Genomic DNA, 23,020 nt, shown 5'->3' with positions numbered 1-23,020 from the left:
GCGCTGGCCGAGATGGTGGAGTCCGGCGCGTTCACGGCGGCGCCGTTCGACTTCGACCACTTCACGTACGGGCTGCGGCTGATCATGGACTCGATCGCGGCCAGGGTGAATCATCAGATGACTGGCCGCTAGATACGGGCGAATCGCCTAATCAAGGCGGTTTAAGGGCTCTTGACATCCGATGTCTGCCTGCCTAGCGTGATGGCGCCGCCGCGAGTGACCCTTCCATGCGACTTGGCGAAAGGCGCTGGTCATGAGGCACTTACGGCTGGCTCTGGGCACGGCGGCGGCGGCGGTTCTCGCCGCTGCGAGCCTGGCGGCGCCGGCAACGGCGGCTGCGGACAACGCGATCTACGCCGCCCCGGACGGCTTCGGCAGATCCTGCGTGAGGTTCCTGCCCTGCACCCTGCCGACGGCGGTCGACCGCCTGCACAGCGGTTCCGTCCTCTACTTGCGGGGCGGCACCTACCGGCTGACCGACACGATCGAACTGAACCGGAGCGGCGTCTCGATCCGGGCGTACCCGGGTGAGCAGCCGGTGCTGACCGGCGCGAAGCGGGTCACCGGGTTCACGCTGTCCGATCCCGCCAAGAACATCTACGTCGCGCGGGTGCCGCGTGGCACCGACACGCGGCAGCTGTTCGTCGACGGGGTGCGGGCGGAGCGGGCTCGCACCGAACTGAACTCGGCCACCTTCACCGCGACGGCGACCGGCTTCACCACACCGGATCCGTCGTTCGCCGAGGTCACCAACCAGAGCGACGTGGAGGTGGTGCAGGAGAACAAGTGGAAGCACATGCGCTGCCCGCTGGCCTCGATCACCGCCGCCGGCGCCGGCTCGAACCTGGTCGTGCGGCCGGACTGCTGGCAGGACAACAACGTCGCCGTGATCAACAGGCAGTTCCCGTTCAACGGCAACGGACTGCCGAAGCTGGACGGCGTCAGCTGGGTGGAGAACGCGTACCAGTTCCTGACCAAGCCGGGGCAGTGGTACCTCGACAAGAACGCCGGCAAGCTCTACTACATCCCGTTGCCCGGCCAGAACCTCGGCCAGGCCGATGTCGAGCTTCCGTTACTGGAGACGCTGATCTCCGCCAGCGGCACGCCCGGTCACATCGAGCCGGTCGATGATTCCGTTGGCACGTACGCGGGTGCGTGGACGAACTCCACGGGCCGGCAGCTCGGTGACTTCCAGGACGGCGTGCACGCCACCCAGACCGCCGGCGCGTCGGTGAGCTACACGTTCACCGGCACCGGGCTCGACGTGCTGGGAGAGACCAACACCGACGGGGGAGCGTTCACGGCCGCCGTCGACGGAAAGCCCGACGCCGCACCGCATTCCGAGCACGGCGACGTCCGGCTGGCGCAGCAGGTCGTGTACTCGGTGCAGAACCTCCGCCCCGGCCGGCACACCGTCACGCTGACGAACACCGGCAGCGCCAGCCTTCTCGTCGACGCGTTCGCGGTGACGCCGGAGGCGGTTCGGCCGGTGCACGACGTCAGCATCTCCGGCCTGACCTTCACCGGCACCACCTGGACGCTGCCCACGCACGTCGGCTACATCGACAACCAGGCCGGCGTGCAATGGGCAGTCAACGCACCGCATGCGCCGCTGCGGCCGCCCGCCGCGCTGGAAATCCACCGTGGCAAGAACATCACCGTCACCGGCAACACGTTCACGCACCTCGGCGATGTCGGCGTCGCCTTAACCGACGGCACGCAGAACTCGGCCATCGCCCGCAACGTCATCACCGACACCAGCGCCGGGGGAGTGGCCGTCGGCGAGGTCGACGACTACTACCTGGCCGATCCGTCGCGGATGACGCTGAACACCACCATCGCCGACAACACGATCACCTCGGTCGGGCAGGACTACCACGACGCCGTCGGCATCTGGGTCGGGCACGGCCGGCACACCGTCATCGAGCACAACGAGATCGCCCACACGCCGTACTCCGGCATCTCGCTGGGCTGGGGTTGGGGCTGGGCCTCGCCGTGCGAGCTGCAGGCCAAGCAGGGGCTCGCGGTGTGCCGGCGCGGCACCATCTACTCCGGCGACAACCACATCCTCGGCAACAACATCCACGACGTGATGCGGACCCTGCTCGACGGCGGCCCCATCTACACGCTCGGCGGCCAGGATCCTCGCGCCGAGAGCACTGTCGTCGGCAACTGGGTGCACGACGCCCCGAACAACAACAACATGCTCTACCACGACGAGGGCAGCTCGTACTGGGACACCCACGACAACGTGGTGAGCAACAAGACCGGCCGGTGGGTCGGCATGTGGACGCCGACCATTCACGACATCACCATCCACGACAACTTCACCGACAACACCGTGGTGAAGAACCTCGGCACCAACGTGGTGATCACCAACACGACGGTGGTGAGCGACGGCAACTGGCCGGCCGCGGCCAAGGCGATCATGGCCGCGGCGGGACCACGCCACTAGGAAACCCCCGCGAGTCCCGCTCAGCGGCACACCGAATGCCGGTTTCGAGCAGAACTGAGACTCCAGGCTCAGAACTGTCCGAAACCGACATTCGGTGTGCCTGAGAGCGGGACTCGCCGGGGTTGGACGTGGCTAGCGGTAGGAGACGACCAGTGGCTGACCGGTGGACTGCGTGGGCGTGGTGACGGTGATGGTCCGCCGGGTGGCGTCCCACGTCCACGTGCTGACCGAGCGGCCGTTGACCGTCACGGACGTGGGCGCCGAAGCGTTGGTGAACGCCACGGTCCACTGCCGTTGCGTGACCTGGCCGGGGAAGCTGCCGACGGCCGGGCCGATGGTCACCTGCTGACCGGTGAAGCGGATCGGCGTCGAGGAGCTCCGGCTGGCGTCGGTGCCGTTGTCCTCGTACAGCGACGTCTGCCCATTGGCACCGCCGGCGACCGTGACCGTGGCGCGGGACAACGGGTTCTGCACGTCGTTGGCGACGTTCCCGCTGCGAGTGGTCACGATGCCGCCGGAGCGAACGAACACGGGCATGGTGCTGAGGTCCGTGGTCACGTCCTGGGTGGTGCCGCCGGCGTAGGTCTTGCCCGTGAGGTAGTCCGTCCAACTGCTGCCGGGCGGGAACCAGACGGAGGTGGTGGCGGTACTGCCCGGAGTGGTCACCGGGGCGACCAGCACATCGGGGCCGTAGAGGTACTCGGCGCCGTCCTGGGCGTAGGCGTCCTGCGAATCCGGGTACTGGAGATACAAGGGCCGCACGACGGGGATGCCAGTGGCGTTGGCCTGCTGCGCCAAGGTGTACGTGTACGGCACGAGGTTTTCCCGCAGGTTGAGGAACTTCTCGGCGGAGTTCTTGGCGTCGGTGCCGTACTGCCAGGGCAGGCGGTCACTGTGGTTGCTGTGCAGGCGGTCGATCGGCTGGAACGTGCCGAGCTGCACCCAGCGGGCGTAGAGGTCGTCGGCCTCCTTGGTGCTGCCGGGTTCCGAACCGGCGGCCTGCGTGCCGTCGTTGTTGAAGCCGCCGATGTCGTGGCTGACGGCGGACAGCCCGGTCGAGGCCGACTCGCCGGGGGTGTAGCCGACCTCCCACTTCAGCACGGTCCAGTTGGACGTGGTGTCGCCGGTGAAGTGCACGGTGCTGCGCTTGTCGGCCCACGGCCCGGTCGGCAATCCCGCCTGGCCGCTGTAGCCGCCGGCCTGCAGCGACCCGTACGCCCGGGAGAACGCGAAGCCGCGGCCGATCTGCTTGTTGGCGTCGGTGGCGTACTGCTGGTTGATCCACGCGTCCGGCGTGACGCCCGGCAGCGAGGAGTACGAGCCCTCGCAGCACCAGTCCAGCCACCAGAAGTCCGCGCCCTGCTGCTCCATCGTCTGGTGCAGGTCGAGGTACGCCTTGAGCTGATCCGGCTTGCCCCAGTCGAAGACGTAGTTGTCGCCCTGCAACGTCAGCCCGTTGTGGGCGGTCGCCTGCGCCTGCGGGTACTGCGGGTCGTTGGGCACGATGCTCGGGTGGATGTTCAACGTGTTGTGCAGGCCCTGCGCCGCCGACCAGTCGAAGAACGCCTTGGGATCGGGGAACTTGGCCGGATCCATCTCCCAGCCGTCCCAGGTGGACGGTGATTTGAAGTCGGTGTCGGTCACGAGCACGTCCAGCGGCACCCCGTCGGCACGGAACTTCGGCAGGATGGTGTTCTCGTACTGGGCGGCGGTCCGGTCGTAGTACTCCGAGTACCAGACGCCGTACGCCCAGCGGGGGAGCAGCTCGGACGGCCCGGTGAGCTTGGCCAGGTCGGAGAGCCCGCGCTGGTAGTCGTGCCCGTAGCCGAAGACGTAGCCGTCCTGGTAGGGGAGTCCGTTGTGGCTGGGGCGCTGCGTGGCGGAACCGTTGGTGTAGAGCGCCGAGGTCGTGTCGTCGAGCAGGCTCCAACCGTCCTGGTAGAGCAGGCCGGGCGTGGTGACCGCGTAGCCGTTCACGCCGTCGAGGCCACGGCGGTAGCCGCCCAGGGGAGCGTGCGGCGCGAGCAGCGGTGATCCACTCGGCGTGACCGCGACGGTGTCGATGTTGAGCTGGCAGCTCGAAGCATCCGGACAGCCGATGGTCACGTCATTGGTCCCGGCGGCGAGCGTGACCGGCGTGGCGATGGTGCGCCAGGCGTCCCAGCTGCTCGTCGTCGGCAACGACACCGAGGTGCCCTGCACGGTCACGGGTCGCGGCGCCGACTGGGCGTTGGAGTACCGCAGCTGCAAGGAGTACGCCCCGGCGGCCGGCACTCCGGTCACGTGGATCTTGTCGCTGGCGCCGGTGCCCAGCCCGGCGACGAAGCCCGCGCCGGAGTAGTCGTTGTGGTCGGTGGCCGTCGCGGCGGAGCCGCCGAACGTCCCGGCCTCGGCCTCGCAGACGCCGCCGTACGGGCAGTTGCTCGCGACCGGCGGGGGAGGAGCGGGGTAGCCCGCACCTGGCGTCACGAGCGCTACGCTGTCGATGTTGACGTTGCCGGAGTCGTTGGCGCCGCGGGCGATCGTCACGGTGTGCGTGCCGGCCGTGAGCGTGAACGTCGTCGACGCGAGCGCCCACGTGTTCCAGTCGGCGGTCGTCGGCAGCGTCAAAGTGTGCGAAACGCCGTCCGCGGAGGCGGTCAGCGTGCGGGTGGTGGTCTGCCCGTCGCCGCCGGTCGCGTTGGCGTATCGGGCATCCAGCTGATACGAGCCGTCGGCCGGCACCGTGACCTGGAACGACAGCGAGTTGCCGGTGCCCTGGAAGCCCGCGGCGAAGCCCCGCCCGGTGTAGCCGGTGTGGTCGTTGGCCACGGCGATGCCGTTCAGCGTCAGGTTCTCCGCCTCGCACAGCACGCCGGGGGAGCAGGACGGCACCAGCCACGGCCGCGCGGTCACGTCCTGCGCGCCGGCCTTCAGCTGCACCTGCAGGTTGTCCGTGTTGAACGCCCCGGAACCCGTCTTGTACCGCAGGGTCATCGACCCGGTGTCGATGGTCAGCCAGCCGTCGACGGTCTTCGTCCTGTACTGGGTAGCGGGGAAGCCGTCCCGCCCGATGGCGTTGAACGTCGGCGCGTCCACGAAGTGCGCGTCACCGGCGTACTCCGTGCGGATCAGCGTTGGTGAGAGGACCTCGAATCTGGCGTTGCCCGATGTCACGGCATGTGGTCGGACGGACGGATGCGCGGCGATCGCCGGGGCCGTGCCCGCGGCCATCAGCAGGGCGATCGCGAGCGCGATTGGGCGGACAGAGCTCATGGTCGCTCCTCGGCGGCAGGGTTCGAGGTGACGCTCTGGATCGGTTCTACGACGTCGGCACAACGTTGTAAAGGTTCCTGTCCACCCTGGACAGGAAGCTGACGTGGGGGAAATGTCAGGGAAGTCCCCGATACACCCTGTTCAACATCGTGAAGAACGGCTGGCGCAGCCCCGAGGAGAAGCGCCCGTTCTCGGTCTGGGGCGTCGACCGGGGGATCTGCGGCACGTGCGTCGACGGCGTGGGTCGGCTCGAGGTGATCCGCGAGGACGGGGAAGTGGTCCCGGCGAAGATCGTGGCGCACACCTTCGCCGTGGACCTGCACGTGATCCCGCCGGCCGAGGAGCTGCCCGACTCGGTTCCCGTCGACGACCGGATCACCGCGGCCTGGGCGCATCTCGACCGCGCGAGGGAGGCGGTGCGGCCGCTGCGGGTCCGGGTGTACGACACCGGGGGAGAGGTGCTGCACGAGGGCCCGCTGCTCGCGGAGGATTAAATCACTATAACTTCAGTGACAACTGAAACGAAGCACTCTGAAAGCGAAAAGCCGGACCCGCCAGGACGGCGAAGGCGAGGCGCTGGGGTCGGGCGGGTCCCGGAGAGCGGGACGGGCCCGGCTCCAGTGATAGGAATGGCTGGTGACCGAGCACCAGAACACGGACGGGTTGCGGCTGGCCGAGCGGGAAGCGGTCGAGCTGGCCAGTGAGCTGATCCAGATCGACACCACCAACACCGGGGATCCCGCGACGCTGGTGGGGGAGCGGGCGGCCGCGGAGTACGTGGCGGAGAAGCTGGCCGAGGTGGGCTACGAGACCACCTACGTGGAGTCCGGCGACCAGGGCCCGGGCCGCGGCAACGTGGTGGCGCGCCTGGCCGGCGCCGACCCGAGCAGGGGAGCGCTGCTGGTCCACGGCCACCTGGACGTGGTGCCGGCCGACGCCGCGGAGTGGTCGGTGCACCCGTTCTCCGGCGCGGTCCAGGACGGCTACGTCTGGGGCCGTGGCGCCGTCGACATGAAGGACATGGTGGCGATGAGCCTGGCGGTCGCCCGCCGGCTCAAGCGGGACGGCATCACGCCGCGACGCGACATCGTCTTCGCCTTCCTCGCCGACGAGGAGGCGGGCGGCAAGCAGGGCGCGAGCTGGCTGGTGGACAACCGGCCGGAGCTGTTCGAGGGCTGCACGGAGGCCATCAGCGAGGTCGGCGGCTACTCGATCACGCTCAAGGACGGCGTCCGCGCCTACCTGGTGGAGACGGCCGAGAAGGGCATCGCCTGGCTGAAGCTGCGGGTGCGCGGCCGCGCCGGGCACGGCTCGATGGTGCACGAGGACAACGCCGTCACGAAGCTGGCCGAGGCGGTGGCGCGGCTGGGCCGGCACCGGTTCCCCTTGGTGCTGACGGATTCGGTGCGGGAGTTCCTCGCCGGCGTCACGGAGCTGACCGGCATCGAGTTCCCCGAGGACGACCTGGACGGCGCGATCGCCAAGCTCGGCGGCATCTCCCGGATCGTCGGCGCGACGCTGCGCGACACCGCCAACCCGACGATGCTCTCGGCCGGCTACAAGTCGAACGTGATCCCGTCGATCGCCGAGGCCAGCGTGGACTGCCGGATCCTGCCGGGCCGGGAGGAGGCGTTCGAGCGGGAGCTGGCCGAGATCCTCGGACCGGACGTGGAGCGGGAGTGGATGAGCCTGCCGCCGGTCCAGACCTCGTTCGACGGCGCCATCGTGGACCACATGCACCGGTCGATCCTGGCCGAGGATCCGGAGGCGAAGCTGCTGCCGTACATGCTGTCGGCGGGCACGGACGCGAAGTCGTTCCAGCGGCTGGGGATCCGCAACTTCGGCTTCTCGCCGCTGAAGCTGCCCGACGACCTGGACTTCACGGCGCTGTTCCACGGCGTGGACGAGCGGGTCCCGGTCGAGGCCCTGGAGTTCGGAACCCGGGTCCTGGACCGCTTCATTCAAGAGGCATGATATCACTATAGCTTCAGTGACGACTAAAAAAGACACTAAAAAGGTAGCTCGCCCGAGCAGCAACAAAGACCTCCTGGACAGGAAAGGGATCAGTCCCAGACTCGGTCCAGGTCCTCGGCGTACAGCCTGATCGCCCGCTCGTACCGCCTGACCTCCGGATCGGCGCTCGTGTCGGCGAGCACGGTGAGCAGCCCGGCGACGGCCTCCTTGGCGTTGCCGGCGTTGTACAGGGCCATCGCCAGGAACACGGCCAGCGCGCGGTCGTCCGGGAACTCGGCGACGCCGGCGGACAGCACGCTCACCGCCTCGGCGTACCGGCCCAGCGTGCGATACGTGCTGCCCAGGCCCAGCATCGCGCCGCGGCGCTCGACGGCCGACAGTCCGTCGCCGTCGAGCGCCCGCACGTAGAACGGGATCGCGTCGCGTTCCAGGCCCAGGACGTCGTGGACCCATGCGGTCTGGTAGGCGACGCGGCTGTCGTCGGGCGCCGCCGACGACAACTTCAGCAGCAGGTCCCGGGCCTCGTCCACCGAACCGGTTTCACGCAGGGACACGGCCCGGGCCAACTGCTCCGCAACATCGATCACCCGGCGACCTTCTCACGCCGCGTCAGCAGCGCGCGCTCGAAGGCCGTCCACGCGGTGGTGGTGAGCAGGTACAGCCCGGCCGCGAGCGGCACGAACATGGCGAACACGACCGTGGCGTACGGCAGGACCCGCAGCAGCTTGGGCCCGGTCATCCGCATCGCCGACCACGTGGCCACGCCGGCCATCAGCGCGAACAGGCCCACCGCGGCGATGCTGGGCGAGGTGATGAACACCGTGCTCAACGGCGTGCCGAGCAGGGTGTGGGTGAGCAGCAGGTTGGGGTGGCCGCCGACGGTCGGCGACAGGAACAGCCGGTACATCACGGAGAAGATCGGCAGTTGGATGAGCATGGGCAGGCAGCCGGCGAACATGCCCTTGCCCTCGCCGCCGTAGAAGGCGGCCAGTTCCTGGTTGAGCCGGTCGGGGTTGCCCTTGTGCCGGTCCTGGATCTCCTTGAGCTTGGGCATGATCTCGGCGCGGGCCCGTTCGCCGCGGACCTGGATGCGGGCCAGCGGGTGCAGGCAGAGTCGGACGATCATGACGAAGACGACGATGGCGCCGGCGGTTCCGGTCAGCGGCGCCAGGAACGAGACCAAGTGGTAGGCGGCGTCGACGAACGGGTCGAAGAGTGCGGACAGCATGAATGAGCCCTTCAGCGGAGGGTGGGTGCGGGTGCCTGGGGTGGATCAGGCGGCTGAAGGTGCTCGGGGGCGGGTGTGTCCGGCGGCGTCGGGATCGAGTTGGCGCAGCACGTGGCGGCTGCGGGCCTGCTCGCGGGTGGCCAGGCCGATGGTGCGGCGGATCGCGTGGTCGGCGTGGCGGGTGGAGCAGAGATGGATCGCCAGGGCGGCGATGAGGAAGCCGGCGAGCAGGACGATGGTGGCCAGGCCGGGGCCGGCGGTCATCAGGGTGGTGAAGGTCGTCACGAGATCGTGCAACATCCACCCCCTGTTCTCGTCAGGTCGCTACCCAGAGCGTACGACATCGGTCGCAGGTGTCCTGACTACATGACACGATTCCCGAATGGATGAAGTCTTCCCGCTGGAAGACGGAGTCGGGCTGAACGTGGTTCGGTCCGGTGCTCCGGACGCACCGGTGACCGTGGTGCTCGCCCACGGTTACGCGTTGGATCACCGCAGCTGGCATCGGGTGATCCCGGAGTTGGCGCACGACGAGCTGCAGGTCGTGGCCTATGACCATCGCGGGCACGGGCAGTCGGGGCCGGCGACACCGGAGACCGCGTCGATCGAGCAGCTGGGTGACGACCTGGCCGAGTTGATCGATCGGGGCGTGGACTCGGAGCGGGTGGTCGTGGTGGGCCATTCGATGGGTGGCATGGCGACGATGGCGCTGGTGGAGCGGCATCCGCGGCTGTTCTCGCAGCGGGTGTCGGGGTTGGCGTTCCTGTCGACGGCGGTGGGTCGGCGGGGTGAGACGTCGCTGGCGTGGCCGCAGGCGGTCGGCAAGCTCGTGGAGGAGTTGGAGAAGGTGTTCGGTCCGGTGGTGCGGCACATCCGTGGGCGGATCGAGCCGGCCAAGGCCGCGGGCCTGAAGTGGTGGCTGTTCGGGGACGATCCGAACGAGGAGGACGCCGCGCTGACGGCCGAGATGGTGGCCGAGCACTGGCCGGCGACGGTGGCGTTGTTCCGGCCGGCCTTCGACCGGTACGACCGGGAGGCGGCGTTGACGGTGGCGTCGCGGGTGCCGGTGGTGGCCGCGGTGGGTGAGCGGGACCGGTTGTGTCCGGCGTCGAACGCGCAGGGGTTGGTGAAGGCGGTGGGGTCCGGGGACGCGGTCGTGCTGCCGGGCGCCGGGCACATGGTGCCGTTGGAGCGTCCCGCCGAGGTGGTGCGGTTGGTGCGGGGCCTGGTTGTTACGTGATGGGGCCGGGGGCGAGGGTGGCGGCGCTGCGCTTGCGGCGGAGCCAGACCTTGCGGGTGCCGTCGCCGTAGAGCAGGACCCGGGAGAGTTCCCAGCCGGCGAATTCGGCGTGGATGGCGAGCTGGGTGGCGGCGGTGCGGCGGGAGACACCGGGCGGCAGGCGCAGCCCGCGGTATTCCCAGTCGCCGTCGACCACCTCGTTGGTGGCTGCTGTCATGGTGTGATCACCTGTACTCCTCCGCCGTCGGCGGACGCGACGAGGACGCGTCCGGTGGTGGGGTCGACCGCCACGGAGTTGGGTTGGCGGACGGTGGGCAGGCGGTGGCGTTCGACTGGTTCGCCGCCGGCGATGTCGTAGCCGACCACCTGGTTGGTCGCGGTGAGGGTGACCCAGGCGAGGTCGCGGTCGGGGTCGTAGGCGATGCCGTAGGGCGTGCCCGGGACGGGGTAGCGCTGGAGTTCGACGAGGGTGTCGGGTTTGTAGACGAGGAGTTCGCCGCCGCGGCTGTCGGTGACGAGGACCCGGCCGTACTTGTCGGTGACGGCGTTGGTGGCGCCGTCGCCGGCGCGGAGGCCGGCGCCGACGGTGCCGGCGGTGGGGTCGAGGTCGAAGACGGCGGTGCGGAGGCGGTCGAGGACGACTGCCTTGTCGCCGACGGGGAGGGCTTGGTCGGCGCTGGCGAGGCCGGTGATGGTGCGGTCGGTCTTGTCGCCGGTCAGCACGGCGACGGATTTGGTGTCGTGGAGGGCGACGAGGGTCTGGTCGCCCTTGGTGTTGGCGGCGACGGGTCCGCCGGTGAGTGTGATCTTGTCCACGGTGCCGGCGGGGAGGGTGATGCGCAGGAGTTGGTTGGCCGTGCGGACGGGGGCCAGGAGGGTGTCGCCGGCGGTGCTGAGGTTGTCGACGCGGCCGGGCAGGTCGATGGTGCGGGGCGGCGTATCGATGCTGGTCAGGTCGTAGAGGCGGAGCGCGGGTGGGTTGTCGACGGCGACGGCCGCGGTGTGGTGGGCGGTGTCGACGGCGATGGCCGTGGCGTTCTGGCTCAGGGGCAGCACGGTCCCGGCGGGGGTTTTCGCGGGTGCGGGCGAATCGGCCGGGGTGGCGGCGGTGACGGTGTCGGCAACCTGCAGGTCGTCCCCGCTGTTGGTGCCGGACGAACACCCCGTGACCAGGGTTGATCCGGCGATCAGGACGACGGCGAGCCGGCGCAACGGGGCCTCCTCGTGGTGCTGTGCTGTCTCCAGCATCCCCGACCGGCGCTCCGTGGTCACGTGGGGGTCACTTGCGTGTCATGTACGACACCCGGTCAGCCGAGCGGTCGTTCGGGGTAGCCGAGTTCGATATCGCTCACGTCGTCGAGCGCGGCTCGGATGGCCGGTGGGAGTACGAGGTCTTCGGCGGCGAGGCTGGCCTGCAGTTGTGTCGTGTCGCGGGCGCCGACCACCGGGGCTACGACGCCGGGTCGGTCTCGGACCCAGGCCAGGGCCACTGCGAGCGGGGTGGTGCCGAGTCCGTCGGCGGCGGTGACGACGGCCTGCACGATGCGGGCGGCGCGTTCGCTGCGGTGGTGTTCGACGTACGGGGCGTAGTGCGGGGAGGCGCCTCGGGAGTCGGAGGGGGTGGCGTTGCGGTATTTGCCGGTGAGGACGCCGCGGCCGAGTGGGGCCCAGCAGAGGATGCCGATGCCGTGGTGGTCGGCGGCGGGCACGACTTCGCGTTCGATGCCGCGTTCGAGCAGGGAGTACTCGACCTGGGTGGAGATGATCGGCAGGGGGCTGGTGAGGGCGGCGGTGGCCAGTTGCCAGCCGGTGTAGTTGGAGACGCCGGCGTAGCGGATCTTGCCAGCTTTCTCGGCGGCGTCGATGGCGGACAGGGTTTCGTCGAGGGGGACGGTGCTGTCCCAGGCGTGCAGCTGCCAGAGGTCGATGTGGTCGACGCCGAGTCGGCGCAGGGAGCCGTTGAGGGCGGTGAGCAGGGCGCCGCGGCTGGCACCGCCGCCGAAGGGTCCGTCGTCGCGGCGGGCGACGGCTTTGGTGGCGATGATGATGTCGTCGCGTTCGACGACGTCGCCGACGAGTGAGCCGAGGATCTGTTCGGCGTCGGTGTAGACGTCGGCGGTGTCGACGAGGGTGCCGCCGGCCTCGATGTAGGCGGTGAGCTGCCTGGTGGCTTCTTCGGGGTCGGTGTCCTTGCCCCAGGTCATGGTGCCCAGCGCCAGCCGGGAGACCCGAAGGCCGCTGCGGCCGAGGTGTCTTTGCTGCACGGGTGCGAGCCTATTCCGATCTTGGCCGGTGGGCCTGTTGCCGCGAAGGTTACTGACGGGTAGGGTCCGCTCGTGCGACTTGGGCTGAACCTCGGATACTGGGGCGCGGGTAACGACGCGGACAACCTGGAGCTGGCGAAGGAGGCCGAGCGGCTGGGCTTCGCGGTGGTGTGGGCCGCGGAGGCCTACGGTTCGGACGCGCCGACGGTGTTGTCCTGGGTGGCCGCGCACACCTCGCGGATCGATGTCGGGTCGGCGATCCTGCAGATCCCGGCGCGGACGCCGGCGATGGCGGCGATGACGGCCGCGACACTCGACACCCTGTCGGGTGGTCGGTTCCGCCTCGGCCTCGGCGTGTCGGGCCCGCAGGTGTCGGAGGGCTGGCACGGGGTGCGGTTCGACAAGCCGCTGGCGCGGACCCGTGAGTACGTCGACATCGTGAAGTCGGCGCTGAGGCGGGAGAAGCTGCGGTACGAGGGCAGGCACTACACGCTGCCGCTGCCGGACGGTCCGGGCAAGGCGCTGACGTTGACCGTGCATCCGGTGCGGGAGCAGATCCCGATCTATCTGGCGGCGGTGGGGCCGAAGAACCTGGAGTTGGCCGGGGAGATCGCGGACGGCTGGCTGGCGGTGTTCTACTCGGCGGAGTTCGCCTCGGAGTCGTTGGCGCAGGTGCGGGCCGGTCGGGAGAAGGTCGGCAAGACCCTGGACGGGTTCGATGTCGTGCCGACCGCGCCGCTGGTGCTGGGTGAGGACTGGAAGGCGGCCGCCGACAAGGTGCGGCCGTATGCGGCGCTGTACGTGGGCGGCATGGGCAGCCGGGAGAAGAACTTCTACAACAACCTGGCGTGTCGGATGGGCTTCGAGGCGCAGGCCGCCGAGGTGCAGGAGAAGTACCTGGCCCGCGACTACGCCGGCGCGATGGCCGCGCTGCCGGTGGAGTTCCTGGACGCCACCTCGCTGCTGGGGCCGGTGGAGCGGATCGCCGACGGCATGCAGGCGCTGGCCGGGGCCGGGGTGACGACCTTGACGGTGTCGCCGATGCACTTCGACTTGGAGCTGAACGTGCAGGCGTTGCGGGCTGCGGCGGAGGCGCTGGACAAGTCGGGCGTGGCCTGACCGTAGGCTGCGGGTGTGGCGACTCTGATTCTCCTGCGGCACGCGCAGTCCACCGCGAACGGTTCCGGGGTGCTGGCCGGTCGGTCTCCCGGCGTGCAGTTGGCCGAGGCCGGTCAGGCCCAGGCGGCCAAGCTCGTGGAGCGGCTGGCCGGGGTGGAGCTGGCCGGCGTCGTGTCGTCGCCGCTGCTGCGGTGCCAGCAGACCATCGCGCCGTTGACCGCCGATCGCGGGATCGAGCCGGTGATCGAGGACGATCTGTCCGAGGTGGACTACGGCGAGTGGACCGGCAAGGCGATCAAGGATCTGTTGAAGGAGCCGTTGTGGACGGTCGTGCAGCAGCACCCGTCCGCGGCGGTGTTTCCCGGCGGCGAGGGCCTGGCGTCGGTGCAGGCTCGGGCCGTCGCCGCCGTGCGGCGGCACGATGCTCGGATCACCGCCGAGCACGGTGACGAAGCCGTGTGGCTGGCGTGCAGCCACGGCGATGTGATCAAGGCTGTCCTGGCCGATGCCCTGGGCACGCACCTGGACTCGTTCCAGCGCATCGTCGCCGACCCGTGCTCGGTTTCCGTCGTCCGCTACACCCACACGCGGCCGTTCGTGGTGCGGATGAACGACCACGGCTCCGAGTACGCCGCCATCGTTCCGGTGAAGCCGAAGGACGAGGAGAACGCCTCCGACGCGGTCGTGGGTGGCACCACCGGCGCTTGATAACCGGAGCGATCACTCCGTATCATCGGCTCACATCGAACTCGGGGGGACGGCGATGTCGACTGTGAGTGCGGGAAAGCCCCGTTCCTCTACTCGGAGTAGAGGAACGGGGCTTTCCCAACGCGAGGTCAGTTCACGTTGACACCGCTCCACGCGGCGGCGACGGCCTTGTACTCGGCGCTGCTGGTGCCGCCGTACAGGTCGGCCGCGGCGGCGAGGGTGCCGGTGCGGGCCTGGGCGTAGTTCGTGGTGGAGACGAACTTCGTGGTCAGGGCGCGGAACCAGATCGCGGCGGCCTTGTCGCGGCCGATGCCGGTGACCTTCTGGCCGTTGGACGTCGGGCTGTTGTAGTTGACGCCGTTGACGGTCTTGGCGCCGCTGCCCTCGGACAGCAGGTAGAAGAAGTGGTTGGCGACACCGGAGGAGTAGTGCACGTCCTTGTTGCCGACGGTGGAGGACCAGTAGTCGGCCGACTGGCCGTCCTTGGAGGGCTGGTCCATGTAGCGCAGCGGCTTGCCGTTGCCGAAGATGTCGATCTTCTCGCCGATCAGGTAGTCGCCCTGGTCGCTGGCGTTGTTGGCGTAGAACTCGACGGCGGTGCCGAAGATGTCGCTGGTGGCCTCGTTGAGGCCGCCGGACTCACGGGAGTAGACCAGGCCGGCGGTGGCGGAGGTGACGCCGTGCGACATCTCGTGCCCGGCCACGTCCAGCGCGGTCAGCGGGTGGGCGTTGCCGCTGCCGTCGCCGTAGGTCATGCAGAAGCAGCTGTCGTCCCAGAAGGCGTTGACGTAGGCGTTGCCGTAGTGGACCTTGCTCAGCGCGCCGACGCCGTTGTTCTTGATGCCGTTGCGGCCGAAGGTGTTCTTGTAGAAGTCCCACGTCTCGGCGGCGCCGTAGGCGGCGTCCGCGGCGGCGGTGTTGACCGTGGTGGCGTTGCCGTCGCCGAAGACGTTGTTGCTGCTGGTCACCAGGGTGCCGGTGCCGGAGCCGTGGTTGAGGGTGTTGACCTGCTGGTTGCCCCGCGAGCCGTCCTTGAGCTGGTAGGTGCTGCCGGACTGGGTCGTGGTCAGGGTGACCTTGCCGGAGTACTCGGTGTTGCCGGTGCCGGTGGCCTCTTCGATGCCGTCGTAGGAGTACAGCACCTTGCCGGTGGCGGCGTCGGTGATCACGTGCTGCTGGATCGGCGTCTGGTCGGCCTGCACGCCGGTGACCACGGTCTCGTACGCCAGCGTGGGCGCGGTGTCGACCGCGTAGACCACCAGCTGCGGCGCGGACTTGGCCAGGTTCGAGCCGGCCACGGTCGCGGCGGCCGCGGAAGCGGCGGCGTCGGCCGACAGCTTCGGGGTGGCGGCCGGCGCGATGCGGGCGCTGTTGGCGTAGGTGACGTGGCTGACCGAGCCGGCGGCGGTCTCGTCGACGATCAGGTCGCCGCCGATGACGCGCAGGCCGGCGTAGGTGCGGTCGTAGCGCAGGTGCCGGGTACCGTTCGCGTCGGTGACGACGTCCTTGACGACCAGCTTCTCCTGGCTGCCCAGCCCGAGCGTGCCGGCCAGCGCCGGGGCCTGGTCCGCGGCCGCCTGCAGCGCCGCCTGGTGGGCGACGAGCGGGTTGGCCGGCGCTGCGGTGGCAGTGGTGAACCCGGCGACGGAGCTGAGCAGAGCCGCCGTGACGGCGGCGGCGCAGCACAGGGTCACACGTTTCATCGAGTCTCCTCGTTCCTGGTGCAGGGTGTCCGTGCCGTCGGGATCGGACGGAACGGACATCGGGAACGAGTTCGATCCTGCCGAGAACCGAACACGGTACGTAATAGGGAAATCCCTTGCTGTGACCGTGCTTCGTTGACAGTTAAGACCGCGTTTTCCTGGAGGGGGATCACTGTGCGTCACCTTGAGGTGGGTCCGGACGGGGCCCGCATGCGGTGGGTGGAGCTGCCGGGGGCCGAACCGCCGACGGTCTACCTGCACGGCCTGGGCTCGTCGTCGCCGGCCTACTTCGCGCAGGTCGCGACGGCGACGGGCCGGCGCTCGCTGCTGGTTGACCTCCTCGGCTTCGGGCTGAGCGACCGGCCGGCCGGCTTCGGCTACACGATGGAGGAACACGCCGACACGGTCGCCACGCTGCTACGCGCCGTGGATCTGGACGGGGTGCGGGTGGTCGCGCACAGCATGGGCGGGGCGATCGCGATCGTGCTTGCGGAGCGTCACCCCGCGCTGGTCGGGGAGCTGGTTCTGGCCGAGCCGAACCTCCGTCCGGCCGAACCCCGTGCGCTGAGTGCGCGCATCGCCGGCTACGCGGAGGACGAGTACGTGCAGACCATGCACGGCCGGATCCTCAACGTGATCGGCACGGAGTGGGCGGCGACCGCGCGGCAGGCGGACCCGGTGGCGATGCACCGCAGCGCGGTGTCGCTGGCCGGCCCCCGCGAGCGCTGGTTCCTGCACAGCCTGTGCGCGCTGCCGATCCCGCGCACGTTCCTGCTGGGGGAGCGCAGCGACCGCCCGGCCGACGAGGCCGAGCTGGTCGAGGCCGGCGTGACGGTGTCGGTGATCCCCGGCGGCGGCCACAACATGATGCTGGACAACCCGAAGGCGTTCGTGGAGGCGCTCACCCGATGAGGACCCTGCTCTCCGGCGGCATTGTCGTCAGCATGGACCCGGCCGTCGGCGACCTCGCCCGCGGCGACGTGCTGATCACCGACGGCGTGATCACGGAGGTGGCCGAGCGGATCGACGCCCCCGACGCCGAGGTGATCGACGCGACCGGCCGGATCGTGCTGCCCGGCTTCGTCGACACCCACCGCCACACCTGGCAGACGGCGTTCCGCGGTATCGGCGCGGACTGGACGTTCGCCGAGTACCGCGTCGCCATGCACGGCACGCTCAAGCCGCACTACCGGCCCGAGGACATCTACCTGGGCAATCTGCTCGGCCGGCTGGAGGCCCTGCACTCCGGCGTGACCACGATGCTGGACTGGTTCCACGCCGCGCAGAGTCCCGAGCACTCCGACGCCGCGCTGGCCGGACTGCGGGACGCGCCGGCACGGTCGATCTTCTGCCTGGGCGGGGAGTTCGGCTCGCCCGATCCGGTCGACGGGGAGCTCCGCCGCATCCGGGACGGCGTCCCCGACGGCGGCCTGGTGACGATGGCGTTGGGGCTGCGCGGCCCGCTACTGACCACAGTGGACGTCGTCGCGGCGGATCTGAAGGTGGCGGCCGAACTCGGGCTGCGGGCCAGCGTGCACGTCGGGTCCGGCGGCGCCAACGGCAGCCGGCCGATCGCCGAGTTCCATGACAACGGCCTGTTGCGGGAGACCACGACGTTCGTGCACGCCAACGGGATCGACGACGACGAGTTGCTGATGCTGGCCGACGCCGGCAGCTCGGTGTCGATCAGCCCGGACGTCGAGCTGAAGATGGGCTTCGGCTGGCCGATGACCGGCCGCATGCTGGCCGCCGGCGTGCGGCCCACGTTCTCCATCGACGACTGCCCGTCCGCCGGCGGCGACATGTTCGCCACCATGCGCACCGCCTACGTCGTGCAGCGCGGTCTCGACGGCAGCCTCAACTCCCGTGACCTGCTGGAGTTCGCCACCGTCGACGGCGCCCGGGCGTGCGGACTTTCCGCCCGAACGGGCAGTCTCACGCCGGGCAAGGACGCCGACGTCATCCTGCTGCGCGCCGACGACCCGACGGTCTTCCCGGTCACCGACCCCGCCGGCACGATCGTCGCCGCGGGCCATCCGGGCCTGGTCGACACGGTTCTCGTTGCCGGCCGCGTCGTCAAACGCGACGGCCGGCTGGTCGGCGTGGACCTGCCGGCGCTGCAGGCCCGGCTGCTCGAATCGCGCAACCGCATTGCCGCGGCCGCCGGCATCGCGCTCGACGGCACGTGGCGTCCCCCGACAGAATCGGAGTGACTGTTTGGGGGACTCACAATGCACATCGCGTTCATCACCGCGCCCGCGTCCGGCCACGTCTACCCGACCCTGCCGCTGGTGCAGGAGCTGACCCGGCGCGGCCACCGGGTCGGCTACGCCACCGGCGCGGCCTACGGCGACATGATCGCCGCCTCCGGCGCGGAGCTGTTCCCGCTGGACTGGGAGCCGGCGCAGGTCGCGGCGTCCAAGGGCGGGCAGACCACCGAGGAACTGGCCGACATGCTGGTCGCCAGCATCAGCGCCACCCGGCGGGTGCTGCCGTCCGTGGTGGACTGGCTGACAGCGGACCGTCCGGACGTGCTCGTGCACGACGCCGTCACCGTGATCGGCTCGATGGTCGCGCACAAGCTGGGCCTGCCGCTGGCCTCGACGTTTCCCAACTTCGCCGGCAACGACAAGTTCGACCTCACGCCGCTGTTCACGCCCCGGGACTTCGACCCCATGCGCCCGCGGTTCCAGCAGTTCGTCGCCGACCGCAACCAGCTGGCCGCGGACTTCGGCGTGCCGGTGGAGTCCATGGGCGGCCCGGCGGCCTACGCCGGGCTGAACCTGGTGTTCCTGCCCCGCGAGTTCCAGCCGTCGAACGAGCTGTTCGGCGAGGAGTTCAAGTTCATCGGCCCGTCCTTCGGCATCCGCGACGATGGCGATGACTGGCAGCCGCCGGCCGGCAGGAGGGTGCTGTTCGTGGCGCTGGGCACCGTCGTCAACGACCGCGCCGACTTCTTCGCCACGGTGATCAAGGCGTTCGGCGGCAGCGACTGGCACGTGGCGATGGCCGTGGGCCACCAGGTCGACATCGCCGAGCTGGGGGAGATCCCGGCCAACTTCGACGTGCGGCCGTTCTTCCCGCAGCCGACGGTGTTGCGCCACGCCGAGGTGTTCCTCTCCCACACCGGCATGGGCTCCACCATGGAGGCCCTGATGCGGCAGGTGCCGATCGTGTCGTACCCGCAGATCCCCGAGCAGTCGGCCAACGGCCGCCGCGTGCAGGAACTCGGACTCGGCCGGCTGCTGGACATCAGCCGCGACGTCGACCCGGACGAGCTGCGCCGCACGGTCGAGGAAGTGGCTGTGGACAAGGAGATCCGCGCCAACCTCGCCATGATGGCCGAGCACATCCGCAACGCCGGCGGCCCGCCGGCCGGGGCGGACGCGATCGAGGAGATGGTGCGCTGACATGGCCCACATCGCCTTTGTCGTGCTGCCGGCCGCCGGGCACGTCAACCCGACCCTGCCGCTGGTGGCCGAGCTCGTCCGGCGCGGGCACCGCGTCACCTACTCCGCCGGTTCCGACCACGCCGAGGCGGTCGCCGCCGCCGGCGCCACCGCACTGTCCACCCGCGCCGGATCGGTCCGGCCCTCGGGCAGCCTGAACGAGATGATGCTGGCCGGGGTGGAGACGTGCCGGACGGTGGTGCCGGCGCTGGAGAAGGTGTTCCGCGCCGACCCGCCCGACCTGCTCTGCTACGACGTGCTCACCCCGTACGCGCCGCTGCTGGCGCACCGGCTCGGCGTGCCGACCGTCGTCACCGTGCCCACCCATGCCAGCAACGACTCGTTCGACCTGATGAAGCTGCTCATCCCCGAGGACTTCGACCCGAGCGAGTACGTCGCCGCCCGCGCCAAGCTCGCGGCCGACCTCGGCGTGCCCGTCGACGCGCCGACTCCGGCGCGGCAGATCGTGTTCGTGCCGCGCCGGTTCCAGATCGCCGGCGACACCTTCGACGACTCCTACGCGTTCGTCGGACCGACCCTGGCCGATCAGCACGAGGACTGGCGGCCGCCGCCCGGGCGGCGGGTGCTGTTCGTGTCGCTGGGCACCGTGGTCAACGACCGGCCCGACTTCTTCGGGGCCGTCACGCGGGCGTTCGCCGGCACCGACTGGCACGTGGCGATGGCGCTGGGGGACCGGGTCGACCCGGCCAGGCTGGGGCCGATCCCGGCCAACTTCGAGGTGCGGCCGTTCTTCCCGCAGCAGAACGTGCTCAAGTACGCGGCGGCGTTCCTCACCCACGCCGGCATGAACTCGGTCATGGAGGCCCTGGCCCGGCAGGTCCCCCTGATCGGCTACCCGCAGACGCCCGAGCAGGCCGCCAACGCCCGCCGGGTCGAGGAACTCGGCCTCGGCCGGGTGCTGGCCGACCTGTCCGAACTGGCCGTCACCGTGACGAAAGTGGCCGCCGACAAGGACATTCGCGCCAACCTCGCCGCCATGGCCGACGACCTTCGCCGAGCCGGCGGCGCCCCGGCCGCGGCCGACGCGGTGGAGGCGGCGCTGCCCTAAGTCCGCTTCACCGTCTCGCGGTACGCGTCGGCGAGCCGGCACAGGTACTCGGTGTCGCTGCCCAGATCGTGGCCGCCCGCCACGGTGATCTCCGCCGAACGCAGCGGCGTGCCCTGCTCGCGGGCCCGCAGGGCGGCCGCGATCTCGGCGGCTTCCCGCTGCTCACCCTCGAGCGACTCGTCGGCGGGGCGGTAGGGCCGTATCGCCAGCAGACCGTCACGGATCTCGATCACCCGCCGGTACAGCTGCAGCCGGGTGGGAAAGAGCGTGGCCAGGCCCGGGGGTTCCAGCGCGATGGCGGGCTCGGCCCGGTAGAGGGCGAACCACAGCGGGCCGAGCCGCCGGTAGCGCCGGCACCGGCGCACCCACTCGGTGATCGCCGGCGCCGCGACCCCGGCCAGCACCAGCAGGTGGGCCGCCGTCGGCAGGGCCTTGCTCAGCAGAAACCCTCGCCCGACCTCGAAATCGACGGGGGCACGGGCGGAGATCGCGACGACGGTTCTGCTCGTCATGTAGCAGGCCGCGGCGACGATTCCGGCGACGACAAGGCCGAGACCCAGACGCAGTGTCCGGTCCGGCGCCCTGACCGCGTCCCGCAGGCACAGCCGTGCGATGACGGCGAACTCGGGCATCAACGCCACGGCGTAGGCGATGCAGTACTCCATCACCCACGGCGACTGCGGGAGCAGGTTCGGGGCGAGAGCGAACAGCAGGCCCATCACGGTGCCGGCGAAGATCACCCACGCCGTGTGCGCGCGGGCGCGCGTCTTACATCCGTTCAGCCGCAACAGGATCTGTGCCCCGGCCCAGACCGCGGCGAGCATGGCGAGGTGGCCGACGAGCCGTTCGGCGTTGGGCACGCCGATGTCACGCGTGAAGGTGACGACGACAGGTGTGAGAGCCGTCTGCGAGACGGCCAGGCCGAGCACGCAGAGCCGGACGAGCCGGCGGCCGGGCGCCGGACCTGGCCGCAGCCACAGCAACATGCCCCAGGCGAGCACGGCCGGGCCGTAGCGGCGAACCAGTTCACCCATGGTCGTTCTCCAGGGCCGACCGGAGCCGGCCGGTGACGGAGTCGTCGTGCCGCGCCGGGCGGGTGTGCTGGCCGAGCAGCGACGCCAGGAACTCCGCTTCCTGCTCCTCGACGCTGGAGTAGCCGGTGCGGCCCAGCACTCGGCGGATCATGTTCGGGTCGAGGTTGGGCATCAGCAGCCGGGCCTGCTCGGCGGGACTGACCGTGGCCGGGTAGTGGTCGCACAGCATGTGCCCGATCTCGTGCAGCACGATGTGGTTCTGGTGCGGCGCACTCGTGTGCTGCTCGTACGCGATCAGGTCGGCGGTGTCGGTCGCGATCCACAACCCGCACACGTCGAACAGGTTGGGCACCGGCAGTTGCTGGATCGGCCGCCCGCGCCGCGCGCTGAGCGCGGCGCACAGCGTCGGGACGTCGAACGAATCCGGCAGGCCCAGGTCCCGCAGCACCTCGGCGCAGCGGCGCCGCAACTTCCGCCGGCTGATCCGGATCATCGGTCCACGTCGCCCTCGGGGTCGGGTAGTCCCTCGAGTTCACGCACCCGGTCGACCATGTCGCTGATCGCCTCCAGGCTCTTGGTCGACAACCCCCGCGCGCGCAGCGCGATCTGCCGCACCGGCGCGTCGCGCAGCGCGCTGAGCAGTGCGAGTTCGGCGTCGATGCGCTCGGCCTCCGCGTCGTCGAAGAAGTACGCCGGGGGCACGCCGAAGAATCCGGCGAGAGCCTCCAGGTGGCGCTTGGTCGGGTTGTCGCGCAGGCCCTTGCGTAACTGCCACAGGTAGGTCGCCGAGATGGTGGGGCCGCCCTGCGCCCTGATCGCCTCGGCGACCTCGTCGAACGTGTACTCGGCCCCACTGGCCGGGCGCACCACGCTGAACAGGTGGTTCACCTTCGTCGCCAGCGCGCCCCTGGCGATGTCGTCTGCCATGCGCGCATCCTACCGCCGCCCAGCTGGCGTGAAGCGGTCTCGGTGCGGCTGGTTCACGCCAGTTGACGGACCCGGTGGTGTCGGTTACCGTCGTGCCATTCCGATTCAAGGGGAGGAATTGTCGATGTCTCGTATGCGCTTGGCCACGACAGTGGCCGCAACCGCGGCGGCATTGGTGACGGCGTCATTGGCGGCGCCAGCCGCAAACGCGGCCGGCCAGCATTGGGGAACGATATACGTCGTGGACCGTGGCGACAAGGTGGGCGCCGCGTATGGCGACTTCGCCAACAACGGCGGCGTGTACGCGACGGTCGGCGCGAACTGGGTCGACATGCGCAACGACGGAAATCCCATCTACGTGGAGGTGTGGTTCTCCTTCTGGGAAGAGGACACCGACGGCAAGTGGCGCTGGGTGAATGACAAGGCCGTGCAGAGCACCCGGTCCTCCCGCTTCAAGCCCGTGGGCGCTCCGTTGTCCACACGGCTGCACTCCGCGGCCACCCAGGCACGCGCGGAAATCAAGGTGTGCGAGGACATCAATCTCACCACCGACATCTGCTCGGCGCACGCGATCCTGTCCTTCAGTTACTGACCG

Annotated in this window: 22 protein-coding genes; 11 read left to right on the top strand and 11 right to left on the bottom strand. The window is 69.9% G+C overall.

Annotated features, from left to right (window positions below; genetic code table 11):
* The first annotated feature begins 253 nt into the window (after nucleotides 1–253).
* On the top strand, nucleotides 254–2,455 hold the full coding sequence (locus tag BJ998_RS44915) for a right-handed parallel beta-helix repeat-containing protein (protein ID WP_184870265.1): 2,202 nt from the start codon (nucleotides 254–256) through the stop codon (nucleotides 2,453–2,455).
* A 132-nt stretch (nucleotides 2,456–2,587) separates the two neighbouring features.
* On the opposite strand, the gene BJ998_RS44910 is transcribed toward BJ998_RS44915, so the two are convergent.
* Nucleotides 2,588–5,710, bottom strand: a complete 3,123-nt coding sequence (locus BJ998_RS44910) for a TIM-barrel domain-containing protein (protein WP_246490120.1) — start codon at nucleotides 5,708–5,710, stop codon at nucleotides 2,588–2,590.
* Nucleotides 5,711–5,859: 149 nt separating this feature from the next.
* On the opposite strand from BJ998_RS44910, the gene BJ998_RS44905 reads away from it, so the two are divergent.
* Together BJ998_RS44905 and BJ998_RS44900 are read left to right on the top strand one after the other, a co-directional pair.
* Nucleotides 5,860–6,204 (top strand): hypothetical protein, encoded by a 345-nt coding sequence (locus tag BJ998_RS44905; RefSeq protein ID WP_184870264.1) that lies wholly within the window; start codon nucleotides 5,860–5,862, stop codon nucleotides 6,202–6,204.
* 142 nt (nucleotides 6,205–6,346) lie between these two features.
* The gene (locus BJ998_RS44900; protein WP_184870263.1) at nucleotides 6,347–7,684 is read left to right on the top strand and encodes a M20/M25/M40 family metallo-hydrolase; all 1,338 of its coding nucleotides are present in this window, start codon (nucleotides 6,347–6,349) and stop codon (nucleotides 7,682–7,684) included.
* Between the two features lie 89 nt (nucleotides 7,685–7,773).
* Here the strand turns inward: BJ998_RS44900 and BJ998_RS44895 are convergent, their stop codons facing one another.
* From BJ998_RS44895 to BJ998_RS44885, 3 genes are read right to left on the bottom strand one after another with little or no spacing between them, the layout of a single operon-like run.
* On the bottom strand, nucleotides 7,774–8,271 hold the full coding sequence (locus BJ998_RS44895; RefSeq protein ID WP_184870262.1) for a tetratricopeptide repeat protein: 498 nt from the start codon (nucleotides 8,269–8,271) through the stop codon (nucleotides 7,774–7,776).
* The gene (locus BJ998_RS44890; RefSeq protein WP_184870261.1) at nucleotides 8,268–8,912 is read right to left on the bottom strand and encodes a YidC/Oxa1 family membrane protein insertase; all 645 of its coding nucleotides are present in this window, start codon (nucleotides 8,910–8,912) and stop codon (nucleotides 8,268–8,270) included. The genes BJ998_RS44895 and BJ998_RS44890 overlap by 4 nt, the downstream gene beginning before the upstream one ends.
* Before the next feature lie 45 nt (nucleotides 8,913–8,957).
* Nucleotides 8,958–9,212: a DUF6412 domain-containing protein gene (locus tag BJ998_RS44885; RefSeq protein ID WP_184870260.1), complete on the bottom strand. Its 255-nt coding sequence runs from the start codon at nucleotides 9,210–9,212 to the stop codon at nucleotides 8,958–8,960.
* A gap of 82 nt (nucleotides 9,213–9,294) precedes the next feature.
* Here BJ998_RS44885 and BJ998_RS44880 point away from each other — a divergent pair, with 82 nt between their 5' ends.
* Nucleotides 9,295–10,152 carry an alpha/beta fold hydrolase gene (locus BJ998_RS44880; protein WP_184870259.1) on the top strand — a complete coding sequence of 286 codons (858 nt, stop codon included), beginning with the start codon at nucleotides 9,295–9,297 and terminating at the stop codon, nucleotides 10,150–10,152.
* Here the strand turns inward: BJ998_RS44880 and BJ998_RS44875 are convergent.
* From BJ998_RS44875 to BJ998_RS44865, 3 genes are read right to left on the bottom strand one after another with little or no spacing between them, the layout of a single operon-like run.
* The gene (locus tag BJ998_RS44875; RefSeq protein ID WP_184870258.1) at nucleotides 10,145–10,369 is read right to left on the bottom strand and encodes a DUF5703 family protein; all 225 of its coding nucleotides are present in this window, start codon (nucleotides 10,367–10,369) and stop codon (nucleotides 10,145–10,147) included. The two genes, BJ998_RS44880 and BJ998_RS44875, sit on opposite strands and share 8 nt — an antisense overlap.
* A complete protein-coding gene (locus BJ998_RS44870) occupies nucleotides 10,366–11,400 on the bottom strand; it encodes a YncE family protein (protein WP_184870257.1) in 1,035 nt (344 codons plus the stop codon). The genes BJ998_RS44875 and BJ998_RS44870 overlap by 4 nt, the downstream gene beginning before the upstream one ends.
* Before the next feature lie 59 nt (nucleotides 11,401–11,459).
* Entirely contained in the window at nucleotides 11,460–12,416 is a 957-nt protein-coding gene (locus BJ998_RS44865) for an aldo/keto reductase (protein WP_184870256.1), read from the bottom strand.
* Between the two features lie 72 nt (nucleotides 12,417–12,488).
* On the opposite strand from BJ998_RS44865, the gene BJ998_RS44860 reads away from it, so the two are divergent.
* Nucleotides 12,489–13,535 (top strand): LLM class F420-dependent oxidoreductase, encoded by a 1,047-nt coding sequence (locus tag BJ998_RS44860; protein WP_184870255.1) that lies wholly within the window; start codon nucleotides 12,489–12,491, stop codon nucleotides 13,533–13,535.
* A gap of 15 nt (nucleotides 13,536–13,550) precedes the next feature.
* Nucleotides 13,551–14,243 carry a histidine phosphatase family protein gene (locus BJ998_RS44855; RefSeq protein WP_184870254.1) on the top strand — a complete coding sequence of 231 codons (693 nt, stop codon included), beginning with the start codon at nucleotides 13,551–13,553 and terminating at the stop codon, nucleotides 14,241–14,243.
* A 128-nt stretch (nucleotides 14,244–14,371) separates the two neighbouring features.
* Here the strand turns inward: BJ998_RS44855 and BJ998_RS44850 are convergent, their stop codons facing one another.
* Nucleotides 14,372–15,946: a M4 family metallopeptidase gene (locus BJ998_RS44850; protein WP_221339643.1), complete on the bottom strand. Its 1,575-nt coding sequence runs from the start codon at nucleotides 15,944–15,946 to the stop codon at nucleotides 14,372–14,374.
* Nucleotides 15,947–16,156: 210 nt separating this feature from the next.
* On the opposite strand from BJ998_RS44850, the gene BJ998_RS44845 reads away from it, so the two are divergent.
* The 4 genes from BJ998_RS44845 to BJ998_RS44830 are packed head-to-tail and all read left to right on the top strand — an operon-like array spanning nucleotide 16,157 to nucleotide 20,464.
* Complete coding sequence (locus tag BJ998_RS44845; protein WP_221339642.1) at nucleotides 16,157–16,858, top strand: alpha/beta fold hydrolase; 702 nt, start codon at nucleotides 16,157–16,159, stop codon at nucleotides 16,856–16,858.
* On the top strand, nucleotides 16,855–18,159 hold the full coding sequence (locus tag BJ998_RS44840; protein ID WP_184870251.1) for an amidohydrolase family protein: 1,305 nt from the start codon (nucleotides 16,855–16,857) through the stop codon (nucleotides 18,157–18,159). The genes BJ998_RS44845 and BJ998_RS44840 overlap by 4 nt, the downstream gene beginning before the upstream one ends.
* A gap of 18 nt (nucleotides 18,160–18,177) precedes the next feature.
* Nucleotides 18,178–19,356, top strand: a complete 1,179-nt coding sequence (locus BJ998_RS44835) for a macrolide family glycosyltransferase (RefSeq protein WP_184870250.1) — start codon at nucleotides 18,178–18,180, stop codon at nucleotides 19,354–19,356.
* Between the two features lies 1 nt (nucleotide 19,357).
* Nucleotides 19,358–20,464 (top strand): macrolide family glycosyltransferase, encoded by a 1,107-nt coding sequence (locus tag BJ998_RS44830; RefSeq protein ID WP_184870249.1) that lies wholly within the window; start codon nucleotides 19,358–19,360, stop codon nucleotides 20,462–20,464.
* Here the strand turns inward: BJ998_RS44830 and BJ998_RS44825 are convergent.
* The 3 genes from BJ998_RS44825 to BJ998_RS44815 are packed head-to-tail and all read right to left on the bottom strand — an operon-like array spanning nucleotide 20,461 to nucleotide 22,425.
* Complete coding sequence (locus BJ998_RS44825) at nucleotides 20,461–21,498, bottom strand: MAB_1171c family putative transporter (protein WP_184870248.1); 1,038 nt, start codon at nucleotides 21,496–21,498, stop codon at nucleotides 20,461–20,463. The genes BJ998_RS44830 and BJ998_RS44825 overlap by 4 nt on opposite strands.
* Entirely contained in the window at nucleotides 21,491–21,991 is a 501-nt protein-coding gene (locus tag BJ998_RS44820; protein ID WP_221339641.1) for a hypothetical protein, read from the bottom strand. Before BJ998_RS44820 ends, BJ998_RS44825 begins: the two co-directional genes overlap by 8 nt.
* On the bottom strand, nucleotides 21,988–22,425 hold the full coding sequence (locus BJ998_RS44815) for a helix-turn-helix domain-containing protein (protein WP_184870247.1): 438 nt from the start codon (nucleotides 22,423–22,425) through the stop codon (nucleotides 21,988–21,990). The genes BJ998_RS44820 and BJ998_RS44815 overlap by 4 nt, the downstream gene beginning before the upstream one ends.
* 139 nt (nucleotides 22,426–22,564) lie before the next feature.
* Here BJ998_RS44815 and BJ998_RS44810 point away from each other — a divergent pair, with 139 nt between their 5' ends.
* The gene (locus BJ998_RS44810) at nucleotides 22,565–23,017 is read left to right on the top strand and encodes a hypothetical protein (RefSeq protein WP_184870246.1); all 453 of its coding nucleotides are present in this window, start codon (nucleotides 22,565–22,567) and stop codon (nucleotides 23,015–23,017) included.
* Nucleotides 23,018–23,020: the final 3 nt, after the last annotated feature.

Origin of the sequence: Kutzneria kofuensis, from assembly GCF_014203355.1 — a bacterium.
GTDB classification, from domain to species: domain Bacteria; phylum Actinomycetota; class Actinomycetes; order Mycobacteriales; family Pseudonocardiaceae; genus Kutzneria; species Kutzneria kofuensis.
This window is presented reverse-complemented; position numbering and strand designations above follow the sequence as displayed.

Coding starts and splice junctions, on each gene's coding strand:
- BJ998_RS44825 (WP_184870248.1), bottom strand. CDS start 21,498: ATGGGTGAACTGGTTCGCCGCTACGGCCCGGCCGTGCTCGCCTGGGGC.
- BJ998_RS44890 (WP_184870261.1), bottom strand. CDS start 8,912: ATGCTGTCCGCACTCTTCGACCCGTTCGTCGACGCCGCCTACCACTTG.
- BJ998_RS44880 (WP_184870259.1), top strand. CDS start 9,295: ATGGATGAAGTCTTCCCGCTGGAAGACGGAGTCGGGCTGAACGTGGTT.
- BJ998_RS44910 (WP_246490120.1), bottom strand. CDS start 5,710: ATGAGCTCTGTCCGCCCAATCGCGCTCGCGATCGCCCTGCTGATGGCC.
- BJ998_RS44845 (WP_221339642.1), top strand. CDS start 16,157: ATGCGGTGGGTGGAGCTGCCGGGGGCCGAACCGCCGACGGTCTACCTG.
- BJ998_RS44870 (WP_184870257.1), bottom strand. CDS start 11,400: ATGCTGGAGACAGCACAGCACCACGAGGAGGCCCCGTTGCGCCGGCTC.
- BJ998_RS44820 (WP_221339641.1), bottom strand. CDS start 21,991: ATGATCCGGATCAGCCGGCGGAAGTTGCGGCGCCGCTGCGCCGAGGTG.
- BJ998_RS44835 (WP_184870250.1), top strand. CDS start 18,178: ATGCACATCGCGTTCATCACCGCGCCCGCGTCCGGCCACGTCTACCCG.
- BJ998_RS44850 (WP_221339643.1), bottom strand. CDS start 15,946: ATGAAACGTGTGACCCTGTGCTGCGCCGCCGCCGTCACGGCGGCTCTG.
- BJ998_RS44875 (WP_184870258.1), bottom strand. CDS start 10,369: ATGACAGCAGCCACCAACGAGGTGGTCGACGGCGACTGGGAATACCGC.
- BJ998_RS44830 (WP_184870249.1), top strand. CDS start 19,358: ATGGCCCACATCGCCTTTGTCGTGCTGCCGGCCGCCGGGCACGTCAAC.
- BJ998_RS44815 (WP_184870247.1), bottom strand. CDS start 22,425: ATGGCAGACGACATCGCCAGGGGCGCGCTGGCGACGAAGGTGAACCAC.
- BJ998_RS44885 (WP_184870260.1), bottom strand. CDS start 9,212: ATGTTGCACGATCTCGTGACGACCTTCACCACCCTGATGACCGCCGGC.
- BJ998_RS44840 (WP_184870251.1), top strand. CDS start 16,855: ATGAGGACCCTGCTCTCCGGCGGCATTGTCGTCAGCATGGACCCGGCC.
- BJ998_RS44915 (WP_184870265.1), top strand. CDS start 254: ATGAGGCACTTACGGCTGGCTCTGGGCACGGCGGCGGCGGCGGTTCTC.